This window comes from Phenylobacterium sp., assembly GCF_004799395.1.
Lineage (GTDB): Bacteria > Pseudomonadota > Alphaproteobacteria > Caulobacterales > Caulobacteraceae > Phenylobacterium.
This window is the reverse complement of record NZ_SSMZ01000270.1, coordinates 1-17,290: the sequence shown is the minus strand read 5'-3', so window position 1 is coordinate 17,290 and position 17,290 is coordinate 1. Positions and strand designations below refer to the sequence as shown.

Below are 17,290 nucleotides of genomic sequence, written 5' to 3'. Positions count from 1 at the left end.
CATTGGGAATGGCGCGACTAGACCCTAGCGCCTGACGCAGAGCCAACGCGCGCGGTGGTTGTTCAGCGGATTGTCGACCCAGCCGGTGACCCGCGGGTTGACTAGGCTGCGGCTGACATTGAAGCCCACCGGAACCAGGCCCTCGTCATCCAGCATCCGCTGTTCGGCGCGCTTGAGGATCTGGGCGCGCCGGCCGGCGTCGGCTTCGTGATCGGCCTCCAGCAGCAGGGCGTCATAGGCCGGGTTCTTGTAGTCGCCGTAGTTCTGCGCCCCTGTGTCGGACTTCAGGAGGCCCAGGAAGGTCATCGGGTCGTTGAAGTCTGCGTACCAGCTCATGTAGCCCACCTGGAAATCCCGATCGCGATAGGCGGCGAACGCGATCTGCCCCTCGTTCTGGACGATGGTCGCCTCCACGCCGACCGCGCGCCAGTCGGCCTGGATCGCCTCGCTCATCAGCAGGGTCTCGCTGGCGTTGGCCACCTTCATTTCCAGCTTCAACGGATGGGCGGGCGTGAATCCCGCCTGGGCGAGCAACGCCTTGGCCTCGGCCTGTCGCTGGGCCAGCGGTTCGCCCGACCACCGCGCTGCGGCGCCATAGGCATAGTTGTGAACGCCAGGCGGCACGAAGCTGTAGGCGGGCTGCTGACCGGCGCGCTGCAGCTTCGCGGTCATGAAGTCGCGGTCGATGGCTTCCGACAACGCCCGGCGGACGCGCAGATCCTGCAGGGGCTTCACGTCGCGGGTGTTGAACGACAGGTAATAGGTGGCCAGCACCAGGGCCGGGCGGGCATAGCCTGGCATGACCGTCTGGATGTGCTGCAGGCGGTTGGACTGGAAGGTGGTGTTGATGTCGAGCTCGCCGCGCTGCACGCGCCGCTCGGCGGAGACCACGTCCGACGTCGGGTAGTAGTTGATGCGGTCGACGCAGACGTGGGCGGCGTCGAAGAACTGCGGATTCTTGGCCAGCCGCACATAGTCACCGAGCCGCCAGGCGGCGAGCGTATAGGGGCCATCGGAGACGTAGGTTCCCGGCGTCACCCATCGGTCGCCGAACCGCTCCACGACATGGCGAGGCACCGGATAGAAGCTCTGGTGCATCAGGAGTTCCGGCAGGTAAGGCGCCGGATGCTCCAGGGTCAGTTCGAGCGTATGGGCGTCGATCGCCCGGGCGCCCACCGCCGACAGCAGCGCCTTGCCGTCGTTCACCGCCTGGCCGTTCTTCAACAGGGTGACCAGGTAGGCGTAGATCGAGGCGGTCTTCGGATCGAGGATCCGGCGGTACGAATAGACGAAGTCGTCGGCGGTCAGCGGGACTCCGTCCGACCACTTGGCGTCGCGCAACTTAAAGGTCCAGGTCAGGCCGTCGGCGCTGGTGGTCCAGGATTGCGCCACGCCGGGTTGGGGCGAGCCGTCCGCGGTCTCGGTGGTTAGCCCCACCATCAAGTCGCCGAGGATCCGGCCCTCGGTGATCAGGTTGGCGGTCTGCGGATCGAGCGTCAGCGGCTCGGTCTCGTTGCCGTATTCCAGGCAGACCTGGCCGGCCGGGCAGGCCGGCCGCTGGACCTTGCCCTGACAGCCCAAGAGCCCCAGCGCCGCGGCGATGACGAGGAGCGACAACGGCGTGCGCAAAGAGCGGCGACTCCTTAGGTCCAGCCGCCATCAGTCCCTTGCGTCCCGGCAAATGTCGAGCCGGGTCAGTGCAGCCGGAATTCGCCATCCAGGGCGCGCAGTTCGGCGGGCTTGATCAGCCGGCAGTGGCCGACCGTCACCTTGAACAGCGGCCCGTCCAGGGTGCGGATCCAGAAATCGAGAAACCCCTTCAGCACCGGGAAGTCCGGGAAGAGGTCGTAGTCCTGCCAGAGGTAGCTCTGCAGCAGGACCGGGTGATCGGGCAGGCGATAGACGATCTCGGCGGTGGTGAGGCCATAGCCTTCCATCTGTTTGCGGAACTCCGGCGACGCTTGCATGCGAGCACTCCGAAACACTCTCTACACGCATCAAGCGTAAGCATGATTCGGAGAAAAGGTTCCGAAAAACCAGCAGCTTAGCACTCATCAAGCGGGACTGCTGCTTAGGCCTTGGGGATCAGCCGCACCGGGATTGGCGCGGAGATCGGCGTCCAACCTCGCAACGCGATGACGTCGTTGCTCTCCCGCGCCTCGCGGCCCGGCGCCAACGACCAGGTGATATGGAAGGTCCCGCCGTCCGGCCGCGCCGGACTGCCCTCGATGGCCACCACCAGCACCTGGACGCCGGCGCCATCGTCCGCCTCGCCGACGATCTCGCCCACCGTCGCGGCCGGCGGCACGGCCGCCACGTCGCCGAACTTCAGCGTCACGTGATGGGCCACCACGACGGCGTAGCGCGGCGGGACGCGCGCCAGCAGGGCCGCCCGCCCGTCGGGATCGACCAACCAGCCGGCGTAGAAACGGGTCGGGTCCGCCATAGGGCTCATATTCCCCGGTTGGCGCCCGGGCCGGAAGGCTTATCGTCGTTCACCTGACCGCCCGCGAGAGGCGGCGCTGGAGGACGCAGGCCATGAAGTTCACCTGGTTCAACCTGATGCCTTGGCCCTATCTGCCGGACGACTTCCGGGAGAAGAACCGCTCGGTCTGGGTGGATATCGACCAGAAGCTGTTCGACCCGGCCAAGAGCCACGAGGTCTACAACACCTACATGGACCTCCTCGAATATGCCGACACCCTGGGGTTCGACGGCGTGGGGGTGAACGAGCACCACCAGAACGGCTACGGCATCATGCCCAGCCCAAACATCATCGCGGCCGGCCTGGCGCGCCGCACCAAGGACGCGGCCATCGTGGTGCTGGGCAACTCCATCGCCCTCTACAATCCCCCGATCCGCGTGGCCGAGGAGTTCGCCATGCTGGACTGCATCTCGGGAGGGCGGCTGGTGGCCGGGTTCCCGGTCGGGACCTCCATGGACACCAACTACTGCTACGGCCAGATCCCCAGCCTGACGCGGGAGAAGTACCAGGAAGCCCACGACCTGATCATGAAGGCCTGGACGACGCGGGAGCCCTTCGCCTGGAACGGCCGCTACAACAAGCTCCGGCACGTCAACATTTGGCCGCGTCCAATCCAGCAGCCGCATCCGCCGGTGCACATTCCCGGCGGCGGGTCGGTGGAGACCTACGACTTCTGCATCGACAACACCTACAGCTACTCCTACCTCAGCTTCTCCGGCTACCTGCGGGCCCAGGCGCTGATGAGCGGCTACTGGAAGCGGGTGGAGGAGCGGGGCGTCGACAAGAGCCCCTATCGCGCCGGCTTCGCCCAGACGATTCTGGTCGCCGACACCGACGAAGAGGCTGAGCGGCTCTATTCCGAGCACGTCAGCTATTTCTACAACCGCTGCCTGCACGTCTATCCGGGCTTCGCCGACGCGCCGGGCTACCGGACCATCAAGACCATCCAGACCGGCGCGCTCAGCCAATACGCCCCGCCGCGCGGCGGCTATGCGCAGCTCACCTGGAAGGAGCTGACCGAGCAGGGCCACGTGATCGCCGGCTCCCCGGAGACGGTCCGCCAGCGCATGGAGGACCTGATCAAGGGCCTCAACGTCGGCAACATCTTCTGCCTGATGCATGTCGGGAACATGCCGGCCGACAAGTGCATGTATTCCACCAAGCTGTTCGCCGAGAAGGTGATGCCCAAACTGCGCGGGATGTTCCCCGACTGGGACGACGACAACCGCTTCTGGACTGCGCCGCTAGACAAGCGGGTGACCGCGGGCCGCCTGCCAAAGGAGGCGCCCACAGCCGCCGACCTTCGCAAGACCTACGCCCTGGAGGCCGGGGAATGATTGAGCTCAAGACCGTCCTGACCCGCCACGTCCCGGTCCGCTACTTCGAAGGCGGCTTGGGTCCCGACCTCGTTTTCCTGCACGGCGCGGGGGGCCTCACCGCCGAGGACCCGTTCCTCAACGCGCTGGCCGCCAAACACCACGTCTATGCCCCGCTGATCCCCGGCTATGGTGATAGCGAAGAAGCCCCCGAGATCCGCGACATGCTGGATTTCACCCTGCATACCTGGGACGTGATCGAGGCGCTGGGGTGCAAGGATCCGATCCTGGTGGGCCACTCCATGGGCGGGATGATCGCCGCGGAGATGGCCGCCATCGCCCCCAACGACCTGACGCGCCTTGCGCTGATCGCCCCGGCCGGTCTCTGGGACGACGACCATCCGGTGGTCGACATGTTCTCGACGCTCCCCTTCGAGATGCCGCAACTGCTGTTCCACGACGCCGCGGCCGGCGCAGCCATCCTGACCGCCGGGCGCAATGTCGAGGACCCGGCCTTCTTGCAGGCCTATCTGGTGACCAACGCCCGTCAGCTCGGCATGGCCGGCCGCATCCTATTCCCGATTCCAGAACGTGGGCTCCATCAGCGCCTCTACCGGATCAAGGCCAAGACCGTGATCGTCTGGGGCGACAACGACCGGATGATCGCGCCCACCTACGCCCATGCCTTCAAGAAAGGCATCGCCGGCAGCCAGCTGGTGTCGATCCCCGAGGCCGGTCACATGGTGATCGTCGAAAAGACCGCGGCGGTCGTTCAGGCAATCGGGGGACTGGACTAGCCCTCCGCCTTCGGGCTCTTCAGCCGGCGTTTGTTGATGTGGCTCGCCGGGGCTGGGCCGCCGCGCTCGGGGGGAGCGCCGCGGAAATAGTGTCGCTGCCAGGACTCCTTGAGCGTCTGCGGATCGCCTTCGTTGAGCTTGCGGTTGAACTCGCCGCGGGAGGTCGACCAGGCCTCGAATTGCGCCTTCAGCTCCGGCTCGGAGTCGAGCCCGCGGACCACCGGGACGATCGCATCGACCGGGCCGTGCGCGACCACCTGGATGAAACAGAAGGGCTCGTCCTTCTCGAAGCGTACGCGGCCGGGCGCAGTGAAGAGCCAGTTCATCGTGAAAGGAAACGGCAGCCAGTCGGTCTCCACCAGGCCGTCCAGGGCCTGGATGCCGTGCTTGATGTGGTTGGGCGGCCCTGACACCGCCAGCGCCCAGCCGGGCGGCGTACGGAACAGGTAGCCGGGGTAGAAGGTGAGCGTTCCATAGGCGAAGTGCGACACCACGAAGTTTCCGGTCTCGACCCCTGGCGCATCGGGAACGATCGCGATGTCGCCGGTCGCGTCGCCGCCGTTCCACTCGGCAGTGAAGCTGAAGGGGCAGAGCATCTGCCAGCCGGAGGTGTTGGCCATGGTGAGCGGCAGGCAGCGATAGGGCGTGCGACCGCCGAAGGCGTCCATCCACGGCCGGTCCGGCTCGCCGGGCACGAGCCTCGGCGGATCGTCGCCGACGGTGAAGCACTCAAGCTGCATGGCCCATCACGCCGGATGCGGAGCCTCGTGGCAAGGGGTGGCGGAAGGCTCCCGATGCCCGTCCTGGCGCACTACATGGGAAAGACATGGCCGCCGCACTTCAGCCCACCCTGTTCGACCTCAAGCCTGCGCCAACCCTGCCTTCAGGGTTCGCCTATCGGCCGGAGTTCCTGTCGCCGGAGGAGCAGGCGCGCCTTGCCGCCTGGCTGGCGACGCTGCCCTTCGAGGCTTTCCAGTTCCGCGGCTATGAGGGCAAGCGGCGAGTGGTCTCCTTTGGCTGGAAGTACGACTTCACCCGAAGCCACCTGATCCGCGCCGACGACATGCCGGCGGAACTCCTGGGCGTCCGCGAACGCGCCGCCGCCTTCGTCGACCTGAAGGCGGAGGACCTCCAACAGTGCCTCTTGAACGAATACCTGCCCGGCGCGCCGATCGGCTGGCACAGAGACCGGCCGATGTTCGAGAAGGTGGTGGGTATCTCGCTGCTGGCGCCCTGCAACTTCCGCCTGCGCCACGCCGTCGGCGACAGGTTCGAGCGGACCGCGGTCCAGCTCGAGCCCCGCTCGATCTACGCCATGACCGGCGAGGCGCGCACCGCCTGGGAGCATTCGATCCCGCCGGTGAAGGCTCATCGCTACTCAATCACCTTCCGCAACTTCCGCGCCGAGGCGCCGCAAGGCTGACGAGCGGCGGCTTGATTGCCGCTAGGAGACGGGGCCATACAAAGTTGAACGGCGCGTCATGATGCCGGTGACTTCGGGAGGACCTGCATGAAAGCTTTGCTGACTGCCACTGTCGCAACGGCCGCGCTTCTGGCCGGCCAGGCTGGGGCCAAGGTCCTGACCGTAACCCCGGGCGGCGACGCCCAGGAGAAGATCCAGACCGCCCTGCTCGACGCCAAGCCCGGCGACACGGTGATGATCGCCGCCGGCCGCTATGAGTTGACCGACGGGCTGTCGCTGGACGTGGCGGGGGTGACGGTGAAGGGCGCGGGCCCCGCGGCGACGATCCTCTCCTTCGACGGCCAGAAGAGCTCCGGCGAAGGCTTCCTGATCACCTCCAACCGCGTGACCGTCCGCGACCTGGGCGTCGAGAACTGCAAGGGCGACGGGATCAAGTCCAAGGGCGTCGACCAGATCACCTTCAAGAACCTGCGCGTCGAATGGACGGCGGGGCCGAAGTCCACCAACGGCGCCTATGGCGTCTATCCCGTGGCCTCGACCAACGTGCTGATCGACCAGGTGGTGGTGAAGGGAGCGTCGGACGCTGGCATCTATGTCGGCCAATCGAAGAACATCGTCGTGAAGAACAGCGAGGCCCAGTTCAACGTGGCCGGCATCGAGATCGAGAACTCGATGAACGCCGACGTCCATGACAACCTTGCGACCCACAACGCCGGCGGCATCCTGGTCTTCGACCTGCCGAACCTGCCGCAGATGGGCGGCCACTCCACGCGCGTGTTCCACAACCGGGTCATCCAGAACGACACCCAGAACTTCGCCAAGAAAGGAGCCATCGTCGGCGACGTGCCCACCGGCACCGGCGTGATGGTGATGGCCAACCGCGACATCCACGTCTTCGACAACGAGATCGACCAGAACCAGACCGCCGCGGTGATGATCGTCAGCTACACCCAGGCCTATGACGACCTGACCTACAACCCGCTGCCTCGCGATATCGCCGTACACGACAACAGGATCGGCAAGAATGGCTGGGCGCCACAGTTTCCCGGCGGAGACGTCATCGCCAAGGCCATGGGCGGGACCATTCCGCCCGTGGTCTGGGACGGGGTGACCAACTTCACCCCCAAGGGCATGAGCGGCCCGGTGGCGGTCCGCGTGCACTTCACCGACGGGCCGGTCGCCAACCTGCACTTCTCCGCGCCCGGCAACGTCTTCAGCGCCAAGCCGCAGGTGACGCCGACGATCGACGACGGGGCCATAGCCGAGCCGAAAGCCGTCGTCCTGCCCAAGGCGCAAGCCGCCCTATGAGGACCCTGCTCGCCGCGCTCGCGGCGGTGCTCTGCCTGGGCGCCGCGCCCGCGCCGCTGATCTGCGGGCCGGTCAACCAGGCGGCCTTGATGTCTGCGACGCCGGCGCCGACGCTGAGCACCTACCGGCTGTTCACCGACGAGGACGCTGTCCATCCGAACGCGCGGGTGACGCCCTACGCGCTCAACACGCCCTTGTTCAGCGACTACGCCGAAAAGTCGCGCTTCCTCTACCTGCCGCCGGGAACCCACGCGACCTACCGGCCAACCGGGGCGCTGGACCTGCCGGTGGGCGCGACCCTGGTGAAGACCTTCGCCTACCCCTTCGACCTGCGCCGCCCGGGCGAGAAGGTCCGGCTGATCGAGACGCGCCTGTTGATCCATCGCCGCTCAGGCTGGGTGGCGCTCACCTATGTCTGGAACGACGACCGCACCGAGGCGCGGCTGAAACGGGCCGGCGCGCGACTCCAGGTCAGCTTCATCGACGTCCATGGCCAAAGCCGTCAGGTCGACTACCACGTGCCAAACCAGAACCAGTGCAAGGAGTGCCACGCGCTCTCCGGTCGCATTGCGCCGATCGGGGTGAAGGCGCGCAACCTGAATGGCGACTTCGCCTATCCGGACGGCCGGGAGAACCAGCTCGTGCATTGGACGCGCACCGGCCTGCTGATCGGCGCGCCGACGCCCGACAAGGCGCCGCGCACCGCCGTGTGGGATGATCCCCGCGAGCCCCTGGCCGCCCGCGCCCGGGCCTACCTCGACGGCAACTGCGGCCATTGCCACAACCCGCGCGGCGAAGCGTCGAACACCGGCCTGTTCCTCAACCTGGAAGAGGCGCGGCCGGTCAAATTCGGGGTCGGCAAGCGGCCCGTAGCGGCGGGCAAGGGCTCCGGCGAGCTGGAGACCGACCTGGTCCCTGGGCGCCCCGACGCCTCGATCATCGCCTACCGGATGGCCTCCACCGAGCCCGGCGTGATGATGCCGGAGCTGGGCCGCTCCGTGGTCCATGACGAGGGCCTCGTCCTGGTGCGCGACTACATCGCCAAGATGCAGGCCCGCTGATCCAGAATTTCCGGATCGGAAAGAGTCTTGGGCCAGGTCGGCTGATTATCATTCGACTGACGCTGGGTTACCTCTGCTGTGCGCGGTTGGGGACCGATCGTGCTTGTCATTCGCCCATTCCAACCGGAAGGCCCGCATCGTGCGCAACCTCTACAAGACCGCCGCCGTCGCCGCGGCCGTGCTGGTGTTCTCCGCCGCCGGCGCCGCCCAGGCGCAGTTCACCACCTCGCCCGCCGCCGTCCAGGCCGGCAGCTACAAGATCGATCCGAACCACAGCAAGATCACCTGGTCGGTGACCCACTTCGGCTTTTCCACCTACATCGGCCAGTTCAGCCATGTGGACGCGACCCTGAAGGTCGACCCCAAGGCGTTGGGCGCCACAGCGCTGGACGTGACGGTCGACGCCAATTCGCTGGGCACGCTGAACGCCGCGCTCGACACCCACCTCAAGTCCAAGGACTTCCTGGATGTGACGGCGTTCCCGACAGCGACCTTCAAGGCCAGCAAGGTCACCCAGACCGGCGAGAAGACCGCTGACATCGCCGGCGAACTCACCCTGCACGGCGTCACCAAGCCGGTGGTGGTGCATGCGGTGTTCAACCAGGGCGGCGTCAATCCGCTCGACAAGAAGTACTCGCTGGGCTTCGCCGGCACGGCCGAGATCGTTCGCTCGGACTTCGGCATCAAGTCCTACGTCCCGGCGATCAGCGACAAGGTCACCCTCACCATCGAGGCCGAGTTCAAGGCGGTGCCCGCCGCCTGAGAGCGCTCCTCCCCCAAGAGGTCTCGATGAGGCGAAAGGGCCGCTCCCCCTCCGGGCGGCCCTTTTTGCTGGGGCTACAGGAGGTCGCCCCCGGCCGCGGCCGCCGTCGTCCCGTCCTTCTGGAAGGCCTTGATGACATTGCGGCCGACGGTCCAGCGGTGGACCTCGTCGGGGCCGTCGACCAGCCGCTGCGAGCGGATGTGGGTGTACCAGGCGGCGAGCGGCGTATCGCGGCTGTAGCCCAAGGCGCCGTGCAGCTGGATGGCGGTGTCGACCACGTGGTGGACCATGTGGGCGAGGTAGACCTTGGCGATGGAGTTCTCCTGCCGAAGGTCCAGGCCCTTCTCCGCCTTGTAGGCGATGTGCAGCAGCATCAGGCGCGAGATGTAGAGCTGGGTTGCGCACTCGGCCATCATGAACTGGACGGCCTGGCGGTCGGAGAGCAGGGACCCGAAGGTCTTGCGGTCGGTGATCCGCGCCGCGGCCATGTCCAGGGCCCGCTGCGCCAGGGCGACATTGTGCATGCCGTGGCGCAGGCGCCCGTAGGCCAGGCGGTGCTGGCCCATGTTGAAGCCGTTGCCCTCGCCGCCCAGCAGGTTCTCCGCCGGCACCTTCAGGTCGTTGATCTCGATCTCGGCGTGGCCGCCGCCCATGATGTGGCTGAGCGGGCCTTCCAGCGCCATGGTCGGGATGTCGCGCTTGATCTTATAGCCGGGGTCCGGAAGCTCGACGATGAAGGTGGAATAACGCTGGTGGCGCGGGGCGTCCGGGTCGGTCATGGCCATGACCAGCGCCAGGTCCGCGGCGCTGGCGGCCGATGAGAACCACTTCTCGCCGTTCAGGATGTAGTTCTCGTTGCCGTCCTTGACCGCGCGGGTCTGCATCCCCGTGGCGTCGGCGCCGGAGGCCTTCTCGGTCATCGAGTAGCAGACGCGCTTTTCGCCGTTCAGCAGCGGCTTTAGGAACTTCTCCTTCTGGTAGTCGGTGCCGTGCGCCAGCAGGGTCAGGATCGTGGCGTCGTCCGGCCCCTGGCTGTTCATCGACAGCGCGCCCAGGTGGCTTTCGCCGAGCTCCATCTGGACGAGCGCATTGGCCAACGGGCCCAGGCCCATGCCGCCGTGCTCCTTCGGCACGAAGGGCAGCCACAGGCCCTGGGCGCGGGCCTTGCCGCGCAGCTCCGCCAGGACGGTCTTGTAGCTGTCCTTGTCCACCACCAACTTCTCGGCGGGGATGCATTCGTCGTGCACCCATTGGCGCACGCGCTCGCGCACGGCCTTGGCGTCCGGCGGGATCTCGAAGTCAATGGACATGGCGTTTCCCTCATTCCTGGCGTTGTTTGGCGCCAGCTAAGGGTCGGCCACGGCCCGGCGGCAAGCGTAAGATGGCCCGCCGCCGCAAAAAGCTGGCGCGCTTAGCGCTCGCCCATGTGGCCGCGCTCGTCGGCCTCCTTGCGGGCGCGCTCCAGGTCGGCGCCTTCCGGCCCATCCAATGCGGCCTCGGCTTCCTTGGCCTTCTGCTCGATGCCGCCCTTCTTCACAAAGGCCTGCTCTTCCTTGTCGAACTTGCGGGCCGCATCGTAGTTACCCTCGCCCTGGATCTGCGACTTGTCGGTCATGGCCGAGCTCCTCTGCCTCTGAAGGCGGTAACCCAGGCCGGGGCTCGCGGTTCCGGATAGATCGTCTCTATCTTCTCAATAGAAATAAACGATTAGCTCTATTGTCCTCGAGGGCCATAGTGCGGCATTGGAAGCACCTCGCCGCCGGCGCCGGCCGGCGGACCGCCATCAAGGGAGACGACGATGAGCCTCGCCAGCAGCAAGACCCTCGAAAACCTCAAGGCCGCCTTCGCGGGCGAGAGCCAGGCCAACCGCCGCTACCTCTACTTCGCCCAGAAGGCCGACGTGGAAGGCTACAACGACGTCGCCGCCGTGTTCCGCTCCACCGCCGAAGGCGAGACCGGTCACGCGCACGGGCACCTGGAATTCATGGAAGCCGTCGGCGACCCCGCCACCGGCCTGCCGATCGGCGGCACCTCGCTGAACCTGAAGGCCGCCATCGCCGGCGAAACCCACGAATACACCGACATGTATCCGGGCATGGCGCGCACCGCCCGCGAGGAGAGCTTCGACGAGATCGCCGACTGGTTCGAAACCCTGGCCAAGGCCGAGAAGTCCCACGCCGGACGCTTCCAGCGCGCCCTCGACACCCTGGACTGATCCATCGGCGCCGCAAGGCGTTCCTGCGGCGGCGGTCCCTCGGGGCCGCCGCTGACCCTTCAACGCGACAGGTCATCACGTGAGCGAAGACGGCAAGTCCCCCACGGCAGAAGCCGGCGGGCCGCCGCGGGAGGGCAGCCTTGACGCGCCGTTCCGTCATCCGATCGCCTGGCAGGACGAGGCCTATTACGACCTGGCGAAGGTCGAAGCGGAGATGGAGCGGCAGTTCGACGTCTGCCACACCTGCCGCCGCTGCTTCAATCTGTGTGACAGCTTCCCGCGGCTGTTCGACCTGATCGACGAGAGCAAGACCGGCGAGCTCGATAGTGTTGCGAAGAGCGACTACGCCAAGGTCGATGAGGCCTGCACGCTCTGCGACATGTGCTTCCTGACCAAGTGCCCATATGTCCCGCCGCACCCCTTCGACATCGACATCCCGCACCTGATCCTGCGCTATCGCGCCGCCAAGCGCCGGGCCGGCCACCGCGAGTTCGTCCGCGACCAGCTGGGCCGCACCGACCGCAACGGCAAACTCGCCAAACCCTTCGCCGGCGTCGTCAACGCCATGAGCGCGCGCAAGAACACGCCGCTGCGCAAGCTGCTCGAGGCGATCGCCCAGATCGACGCCGAGGCGGAACTGCCGACTTATCATTCAAAGACCGCCACGGACCGACTCAAGGGCCCCCTGGCGCCGAACCCTGACGGCCCGGCCTTCGGCCAGCGCAAGGTGGCGCTCTATGCGACCTGCTTCGTCGACTACAACGAGCCGGACACGGCGGTCGCCGCCGCCCGCGTGCTGGCCCTGCAGGGCTGCGAAGTGAAGCTGGTCTATCCGGAATGCTGCGGCATGCCGCAGCTGGAGGGTGGCGACCTGAAGGACGTGGCCGGCCGCGCCGAGCGGGTGTCCAGGGCCTTCGCTCCGCTGATCGCCGAGGGCTATGACGTGGTGGCGCTGACCGCCTCCTGCGGCCTGATGATGAAGTTCGAGTGGCCGCTGATCGAGCCGTCGAACAAGGACGTCGTGGCGCTCTCGGCGGCGACCAAGGACATCTGCGAATATGTCGTCGAGCTGCAGAAAGCCTACGGCCTGACCGAGGGCCTGGCGCCCGTGGAGGGCGGGATCACCCTGCACCACGCCTGCCACGCCCGGGCCCAGAACATGGGCGCCAAGTCCGCCGAGATGCTGCGCCTCATCCCCCACACCCGCGTGGAGCTGGTCGAGCGCTGCTCCGGGCACGGGGGCACCTTCGGGGTGATGAAGGCCACGCACCAGGTCGCCAACAAGGTGGGGCGCCCGGCCGCCCGGCAGATCGCCAGCAAGGAGACCGAGACGCTCTGCTCGGACTGCCCGCTGGCCTGCAAACACCTGGGCCAGCTGCTCAGCGCCGAGACCAAGGCCGAAGCCCACGCCGCGCCACGACAAGCCCACCCCATCGAGATCTTCGCCCGCGCCTACGGCGCCTTCTGAGGGAGCCAGACCCGTGCCCGCCAGCGCCCGACAGATCACCCCCGCCGACCTGATCCCCGACGCCGAATACGCCAAGGAGCGCCGCGAACGCCGCGCCGCGCTCCTGCCGGTCAAGCGCCTGCGCCGGGTCGCGCTCGGTCCGATCTGCACGGTGATCTTCGAATCCTACGACACCATGCTGTTCCAGGTGCAGGAGATGCTGCTCACCGAGAAGGGCGGCGCCGAACAGGTCCCCGACGAACTAGCCGCCTACAACCCGCTGATCCCTCAAGGTGCGGAACTGGTCGCCACGGTGATGTTCGAGATCGTCGACGAGGTCCGCCGCGAGCAGACCCTGGCCCGACTGGGCGGGATCGAGGACACGTTCTTCATCCAGGTCGGCGACGAGAAGGCGCCGGGCGTGCCGGAGGGCGATGTCGAGCGCACGCGCGAGGACGGCAAGACCTCCTCGGTGCACTTCCTGCGGTTCCCGCTGACGCCCGAGCAGATTGCCCGCTTCCGCGATCCGGCGACCCAGATCCTGATCGGCTGCGGCCACGAGGGCTACAGCCACCTGGCCGGCCTGGCGCCCGCCACTCGCGCGGAACTGGCCAAGGATTTCGCCTAGTCTCCGCTCGTCCCCGCGAAAGCGGGGACCCAAGCCGGGGTCGGGACAACTCTCGCGCCATTGCTCAATCGGATGGCCCGAACGGGTCCCCGCTTTCGCGCGGATGAGCGGGTTTAGGATAGCCGGTTGCCACCCTGCCGAGTTCGCGGTCATCTGCACCCAGATAAACCCGCCGCCAGAGCGGGCCGTTTCGGGAGGGCGCGAGCTTGAGTACGACGACCGCCGCGACGGCGAGCCCATCGGGTCTGCGCAAAGTCATCCTCGCCAGCATGATCGGCACCACCATCGAGTGGTACGATTTCTTCCTCTACGGCACCGCCTCGGCCCTGGTGTTCGGCAGGCTGTTCTTCCCCAAGGCCGACCCCCTGACCGGGACCATGCTGGCCTTCGCCACCTATGCGCTGGGCTTCGTGGCGCGGCCGCTGGGCGGGCTGGTGTTCGGCCACTTCGGCGACCGGATCGGCCGCAAGCAGCTCCTGATGCTGAGCCTGATCATGATGGGCGGCTCGACCTTCCTGATCGGCCTTCTGCCGACCTTCGTGCAGATCGGCCTCTTCGCACCCCTGGGCCTGGTGCTGCTGCGCCTGGTACAGGGCTTCGCTGTCGGCGGCGAGTGGGGCGGCGCGGTCCTGATGGTCTGCGAGTTCGGCGACGCCAAGCGGCGCGGCTTCTGGGCCGGCTGGCCGCAGGCGGGCGTGCCGGCCGGCAACCTGCTGGCCGCCGCGGTGCTGGCGGTGATGTCGGCGGTGCAGAGTGAGCACGACTTCCTGGCCTGGGGCTGGCGCGTGCCGTTCCTGTTGTCGGCGGTGCTGGTGGTGATCGGCTACTGGGTGCGCGTCACCTTGGCCGAGAGCCCGCTGTTCCAGAAGGCCCTCGACGACGCCGGCGCGCCGCCCAAGGCGCCAATGCTCGAGGCGATCCAGCGCCGACCGGGCGGCATCCTGATCGGCATGGGTCTGCGGGTGGCTGAGAATATTTCCTTCTACCTGATCACCACCTTCTCGATCAGCTACATGACCGACACTGCGCACCTGAGCCGGAGCTTTGCGCTGAACGCCATGCTGGCCGGCGCGGCGGTGGAGTGCTGCGCGATCCCGATCTTCGCCTGGCTGTCGGACAGGATCGGACGGCGGCCGGTCTATTTCGTGGGCGCGGCGGGCATGGCCATTTGGGGCTTCGCCTTCTTCCGGCTGATCGACACCGGGCTGACGCCTAACGTCCTGATCGCGGTGATCGTGGGCCTGGTGCTGCACGGGGCGATGTACGGGCCGCAGGCGGCGTTCATCGCTGAGCTGTTCCCGACGCGGATGCGCTATTCCGGGGCGTCGCTCGCCTATCAGTTCACCTCCATCTTCGCGGGCTCGCTGGCGCCGATCATCGCGCTGGCGCTGTTGAAGGCCACCCATTCAGCGGTCCCGATCGCCATCTACCTGGCGATCGCCGGCGCGATCAGCGCCTTTTCGGCGCTCAGGGCGCGCGAGACCAAGGGCATGACCTTCGCCCAGATCGACGCCGAAACGCCCCCTGCATGAGCCCCACCGCCCTTACACCCGCAATGCGGCGGAAGGCCGTGTTCGCCAGCGCCATCGGCACCACCGTGGAATGGTACGATTTCCTGCTCTACGGCACCGCCGCGGCCCTGGTGTTCAACAAGGTCTTCTTCCCCAAGTCGGACCCGCTGACCGGCACGCTCCTGGCCTTCGCCACCTATGCGGTGGGCTTTGCCGCGCGGCCACTGGGCGGCATCGTCTTCGGCCACTACGGCGACCGGATCGGCAGGAAGCTGCTGCTGATCCTCAGCCTGTTCATCATGGGCGGCACGACCTTCCTCATCGGCCTCCTGCCGACCTTCAACCAGGTGGGCCTGTGGGCGCCGGGGATGCTGATCGCGCTTCGCCTGGTCCAGGGCTTCGGCCTGGGCGGAGAATGGGGCGGCGCCATGCTGATGGCGGTGGAGTACGGCGAGGACAAGCACCGCGGCCTCTGGGGCGGCCTGACCCAGGCCGGCGGCAGCGTCGGGAATTTCCTGGCGACCGGCATTCTGGCCCTGGCGGCGGCGCTGCTCAGCCCGCACGACTTCCTGGCCTGGGGCTGGCGCATCCCGTTCCTGTTGTCGGCGGTCTTGATCGGCATCGGCTGGTGGGCGCGGGCGACCCTGACCGAGAGCCCGGTGTTCCGCGCGGCCGTCACGGACGCGCAAGACGCCCACGCCGCGCCCGTCATCGAGACGCTCAAGACGCGGCCCTGGCAGGTGGCGATCGGCGGCGGCCTGAAGTTCGGGGAGAACGTCTCCTACTACCTGATGACCACCTTCGGCCTGACCTACCTGACCGAGATCCTTGGCGTGCCGCGCGGGCTGGCGCTGGGCGGTATGCTGGCCGGAGCCTTCGTCGCTTTCACCACCATGCCGCTGTGGTCGGCGCTGTCGGACCGGGTGGGACGCCGGCGCGTCTACGCCTTCGGGGCGGGCGGCCTGGCGCTCTGGGCGTTCGCCTACTACCCGATCCTGGCGACGCGCCAGCCAGGGCTGATCGCCGCCGACCTGGTGGTCGCCATGCTGCTGCACAGCGCCATGAACGGGCCGCAGGGCGCCTTCATCGCCGAGTTATTCCCCACGCGCATCCGCTATTCCGGCGCCTCGCTCTGCTACCAGGTCACCACCATCGTCGGCGGTTCCTGGGCGCCGATCATCTCGGTCCTGCTCTACAAGGAATTTCGATCGACCGTGCCGATCTCGGTCTATCTGGCGGCCACCTGCGTCATCAGCCTGATCTGCGCCCTGGTGGCGCGGGAGACCGCCGGCCTGACCTTCGCCCAGCTCGACGCCGATCCCGCCCAGCAAAAAGGGCCGCCCTCGCGGACGGCCCTTCCAGCTTCTGCCTAGAACCCAGGCCTAGAAGATCTCGAACAGTCCCGCAGCGCCCATGCCGCCGCCGATGCACATGGTGACGACGCCGTACTTGGCCTTGCGGCGCTTGCCCTCATACAGCAGGTGCGCGGTGCAGCGGGCGCCGGTCATGCCGTAGGGGTGGCCGATGGAGATCGAGCCGCCGGAGACATTGTACTTCGCCGGGTCGATGCCCAGCTTGTCGCGGCAATAGAGCACCTGGCTCGCGAACGCCTCGTTCAGCTCCCAGATGTCGATGTCGTCGATGGTCAGGCCGTTGCGTTCCAAGAGCTTCGGGATCGCGAACACCGGACCGATGCCCATCTCTTCCGGGCCGCAGCCGGCCACCGCCATGCCGCGATAGGCGCCCAGCGCCTCCAGACCGCGCTTCTCGGCTTCCTTGCGTTCCATCAGCACCACGGCCGCGGCGCCGTCGGACAGCTGCGAGGCGTTGCCGGCGGTGACGAACTTGCCTTCCTGCACATAGCGGCCGCCCTTGAACACGGGCGCCAGCTTCTGCAGGTCGGCCAGCGTGGTCTGCGGGCGGTTGCCCTCGTCGGCGGAGATGGTGATCTCCTTGTCGGCGGTCTCGCCGGTCTCCTTGTTGACCAGCACCTTCATGACCGTGGTCATCGGCGCGATTTCGCGGTCGAAGCGTCCTTCCGACTGCGCCTGGGCGGTGCGCTGTTGCGATTGCAGAGCGTACTCGTCCTGCGCCTCGCGGCTGACGCCGTAGCGTTCGGCGACGATTTCGGCGGTCTCGATCATCGAGGTGCCGAGCTCCGGCACGTTCTCCTTCAGCCATGGGTCGACGGCCATGAAGCCGTTGATGTGGCCGTTCTGCACGAGGCTGATCGACTCGATGCCGGCGCCGATGGCGATCGGAGCTCCGTCGTTGATGATGTATTTGGCCGCCGTCGCCACGCCCATCAGGCCAGACGAACACTGGCGGTCGATGGT

Annotated in this window: 18 protein-coding genes; 11 read left to right on the top strand and 7 right to left on the bottom strand. The window is 67.2% G+C overall.

Annotation, left to right across the window (positions count from 1 at the left end):
• Positions 1-24: 24 nt before the first annotated feature.
• The 3 genes from E8A12_RS17335 to E8A12_RS17325 form a co-directional block, all read right to left on the bottom strand.
• Positions 25-1,629, bottom strand: a complete 1,605-nt coding sequence (locus tag E8A12_RS17335; RefSeq protein WP_293371108.1) for a peptide ABC transporter substrate-binding protein — start codon at positions 1,627-1,629, stop codon at positions 25-27.
• A gap of 65 nt (positions 1,630-1,694) precedes the next feature.
• Entirely contained in the window at positions 1,695-1,967 is a 273-nt protein-coding gene (locus E8A12_RS17330) for an usg protein (protein WP_293371106.1), read from the bottom strand.
• Between the two features lie 104 nt (positions 1,968-2,071).
• Entirely contained in the window at positions 2,072-2,446 is a 375-nt protein-coding gene (locus E8A12_RS17325; protein WP_293371104.1) for a hypothetical protein, read from the bottom strand.
• Between the two features lie 92 nt (positions 2,447-2,538).
• On the opposite strand from E8A12_RS17325, the gene E8A12_RS17320 reads away from it, so the two are divergent.
• Complete coding sequence (locus E8A12_RS17320; protein ID WP_293371102.1) at positions 2,539-3,822, top strand: LLM class flavin-dependent oxidoreductase; 1,284 nt, start codon at positions 2,539-2,541, stop codon at positions 3,820-3,822.
• On the top strand, positions 3,819-4,598 hold the full coding sequence (locus tag E8A12_RS17315) for an alpha/beta fold hydrolase (protein ID WP_293371100.1): 780 nt from the start codon (positions 3,819-3,821) through the stop codon (positions 4,596-4,598). The genes E8A12_RS17320 and E8A12_RS17315 overlap by 4 nt, the downstream gene beginning before the upstream one ends.
• On the opposite strand, the gene E8A12_RS17310 is transcribed toward E8A12_RS17315, so the two are convergent.
• Positions 4,595-5,338 carry a DUF6065 family protein gene (locus E8A12_RS17310; protein ID WP_293371098.1) on the bottom strand — a complete coding sequence of 248 codons (744 nt, stop codon included), beginning with the start codon at positions 5,336-5,338 and terminating at the stop codon, positions 4,595-4,597. The genes E8A12_RS17315 and E8A12_RS17310 overlap by 4 nt on opposite strands.
• A gap of 86 nt (positions 5,339-5,424) precedes the next feature.
• Between E8A12_RS17310 and E8A12_RS17305 the strand changes: the two genes are divergently transcribed.
• From E8A12_RS17305 to E8A12_RS17290, 4 genes are all read left to right on the top strand, one after another.
• Entirely contained in the window at positions 5,425-6,021 is a 597-nt protein-coding gene (locus E8A12_RS17305; RefSeq protein WP_293371096.1) for an alpha-ketoglutarate-dependent dioxygenase AlkB, read from the top strand.
• Between the two features lie 87 nt (positions 6,022-6,108).
• Positions 6,109-7,329: a parallel beta-helix domain-containing protein gene (locus E8A12_RS17300; RefSeq protein WP_293371094.1), complete on the top strand. Its 1,221-nt coding sequence runs from the start codon at positions 6,109-6,111 to the stop codon at positions 7,327-7,329.
• A complete protein-coding gene (locus tag E8A12_RS17295) occupies positions 7,326-8,390 on the top strand; it encodes an SO2930 family diheme c-type cytochrome (RefSeq protein WP_293371092.1) in 1,065 nt (354 codons plus the stop codon). The genes E8A12_RS17300 and E8A12_RS17295 overlap by 4 nt, the downstream gene beginning before the upstream one ends.
• A 103-nt stretch (positions 8,391-8,493) precedes the next feature.
• Entirely contained in the window at positions 8,494-9,153 is a 660-nt protein-coding gene (locus E8A12_RS17290) for a YceI family protein (protein ID WP_293371090.1), read from the top strand.
• Between the two features lie 74 nt (positions 9,154-9,227).
• Here the strand turns inward: E8A12_RS17290 and E8A12_RS17285 are convergent, their stop codons facing one another.
• Positions 9,228-10,463, bottom strand: a complete 1,236-nt coding sequence (locus tag E8A12_RS17285; RefSeq protein WP_293371088.1) for an acyl-CoA dehydrogenase family protein — start codon at positions 10,461-10,463, stop codon at positions 9,228-9,230.
• Positions 10,464-10,564: 101 nt separating this feature from the next.
• Positions 10,565-10,768 (bottom strand): hypothetical protein, encoded by a 204-nt coding sequence (locus E8A12_RS17280; RefSeq protein WP_293371086.1) that lies wholly within the window; start codon positions 10,766-10,768, stop codon positions 10,565-10,567.
• A 183-nt stretch (positions 10,769-10,951) separates the two neighbouring features.
• Between E8A12_RS17280 and E8A12_RS17275 the strand changes: the two genes are divergently transcribed.
• From E8A12_RS17275 to E8A12_RS17255, 5 genes are all read left to right on the top strand, one after another.
• Positions 10,952-11,368 carry a rubrerythrin family protein gene (locus E8A12_RS17275; protein WP_293371084.1) on the top strand — a complete coding sequence of 139 codons (417 nt, stop codon included), beginning with the start codon at positions 10,952-10,954 and terminating at the stop codon, positions 11,366-11,368.
• Positions 11,369-11,447: 79 nt separating this feature from the next.
• Positions 11,448-12,836 carry a heterodisulfide reductase-related iron-sulfur binding cluster gene (locus E8A12_RS17270; RefSeq protein WP_293371083.1) on the top strand — a complete coding sequence of 463 codons (1,389 nt, stop codon included), beginning with the start codon at positions 11,448-11,450 and terminating at the stop codon, positions 12,834-12,836.
• Positions 12,837-12,849: 13 nt separating this feature from the next.
• Positions 12,850-13,443 (top strand): DUF3501 family protein, encoded by a 594-nt coding sequence (locus E8A12_RS17265; protein WP_293371081.1) that lies wholly within the window; start codon positions 12,850-12,852, stop codon positions 13,441-13,443.
• Between the two features lie 206 nt (positions 13,444-13,649).
• Positions 13,650-14,975 (top strand): MFS transporter, encoded by a 1,326-nt coding sequence (locus E8A12_RS17260; RefSeq protein ID WP_293371079.1) that lies wholly within the window; start codon positions 13,650-13,652, stop codon positions 14,973-14,975.
• Positions 14,972-16,327 carry an MFS transporter gene (locus tag E8A12_RS17255; RefSeq protein ID WP_293371077.1) on the top strand — a complete coding sequence of 452 codons (1,356 nt, stop codon included), beginning with the start codon at positions 14,972-14,974 and terminating at the stop codon, positions 16,325-16,327. The genes E8A12_RS17260 and E8A12_RS17255 overlap by 4 nt, the downstream gene beginning before the upstream one ends.
• Before the next feature lie 9 nt (positions 16,328-16,336).
• Here E8A12_RS17255 and E8A12_RS17250 read toward each other — a convergent pair.
• Positions 16,337-17,290 (bottom strand): acetyl-CoA C-acyltransferase (locus tag E8A12_RS17250; RefSeq protein ID WP_293371075.1); only part of this gene is annotated, 954 nt, incomplete at its 5' end.

What these genes read in the sequence shown, in the direction of transcription:
- E8A12_RS17330 (WP_293371106.1), bottom strand. Translation starts at nt 1,967, where the DNA reads ATGCAAGCGTCGCCGGAGTTCCGCAAACAGATGGAAGGCTATGGCCTC.
- E8A12_RS17325 (WP_293371104.1), bottom strand. Translation starts at nt 2,446, where the DNA reads ATGGCGGACCCGACCCGTTTCTACGCCGGCTGGTTGGTCGATCCCGAC.
- E8A12_RS17320 (WP_293371102.1), top strand. Translation starts at nt 2,539, where the DNA reads ATGAAGTTCACCTGGTTCAACCTGATGCCTTGGCCCTATCTGCCGGAC.
- E8A12_RS17315 (WP_293371100.1), top strand. Translation starts at nt 3,819, where the DNA reads ATGATTGAGCTCAAGACCGTCCTGACCCGCCACGTCCCGGTCCGCTAC.
- E8A12_RS17310 (WP_293371098.1), bottom strand. Translation starts at nt 5,338, where the DNA reads ATGCAGCTTGAGTGCTTCACCGTCGGCGACGATCCGCCGAGGCTCGTG.
- E8A12_RS17305 (WP_293371096.1), top strand. Translation starts at nt 5,425, where the DNA reads ATGGCCGCCGCACTTCAGCCCACCCTGTTCGACCTCAAGCCTGCGCCA.
- E8A12_RS17300 (WP_293371094.1), top strand. Translation starts at nt 6,109, where the DNA reads ATGAAAGCTTTGCTGACTGCCACTGTCGCAACGGCCGCGCTTCTGGCC.
- E8A12_RS17295 (WP_293371092.1), top strand. Translation starts at nt 7,326, where the DNA reads ATGAGGACCCTGCTCGCCGCGCTCGCGGCGGTGCTCTGCCTGGGCGCC.
- E8A12_RS17285 (WP_293371088.1), bottom strand. Translation starts at nt 10,463, where the DNA reads ATGTCCATTGACTTCGAGATCCCGCCGGACGCCAAGGCCGTGCGCGAG.
- E8A12_RS17280 (WP_293371086.1), bottom strand. Translation starts at nt 10,768, where the DNA reads ATGACCGACAAGTCGCAGATCCAGGGCGAGGGTAACTACGATGCGGCC.
- E8A12_RS17275 (WP_293371084.1), top strand. Translation starts at nt 10,952, where the DNA reads ATGAGCCTCGCCAGCAGCAAGACCCTCGAAAACCTCAAGGCCGCCTTC.
- E8A12_RS17255 (WP_293371077.1), top strand. Translation starts at nt 14,972, where the DNA reads ATGAGCCCCACCGCCCTTACACCCGCAATGCGGCGGAAGGCCGTGTTC.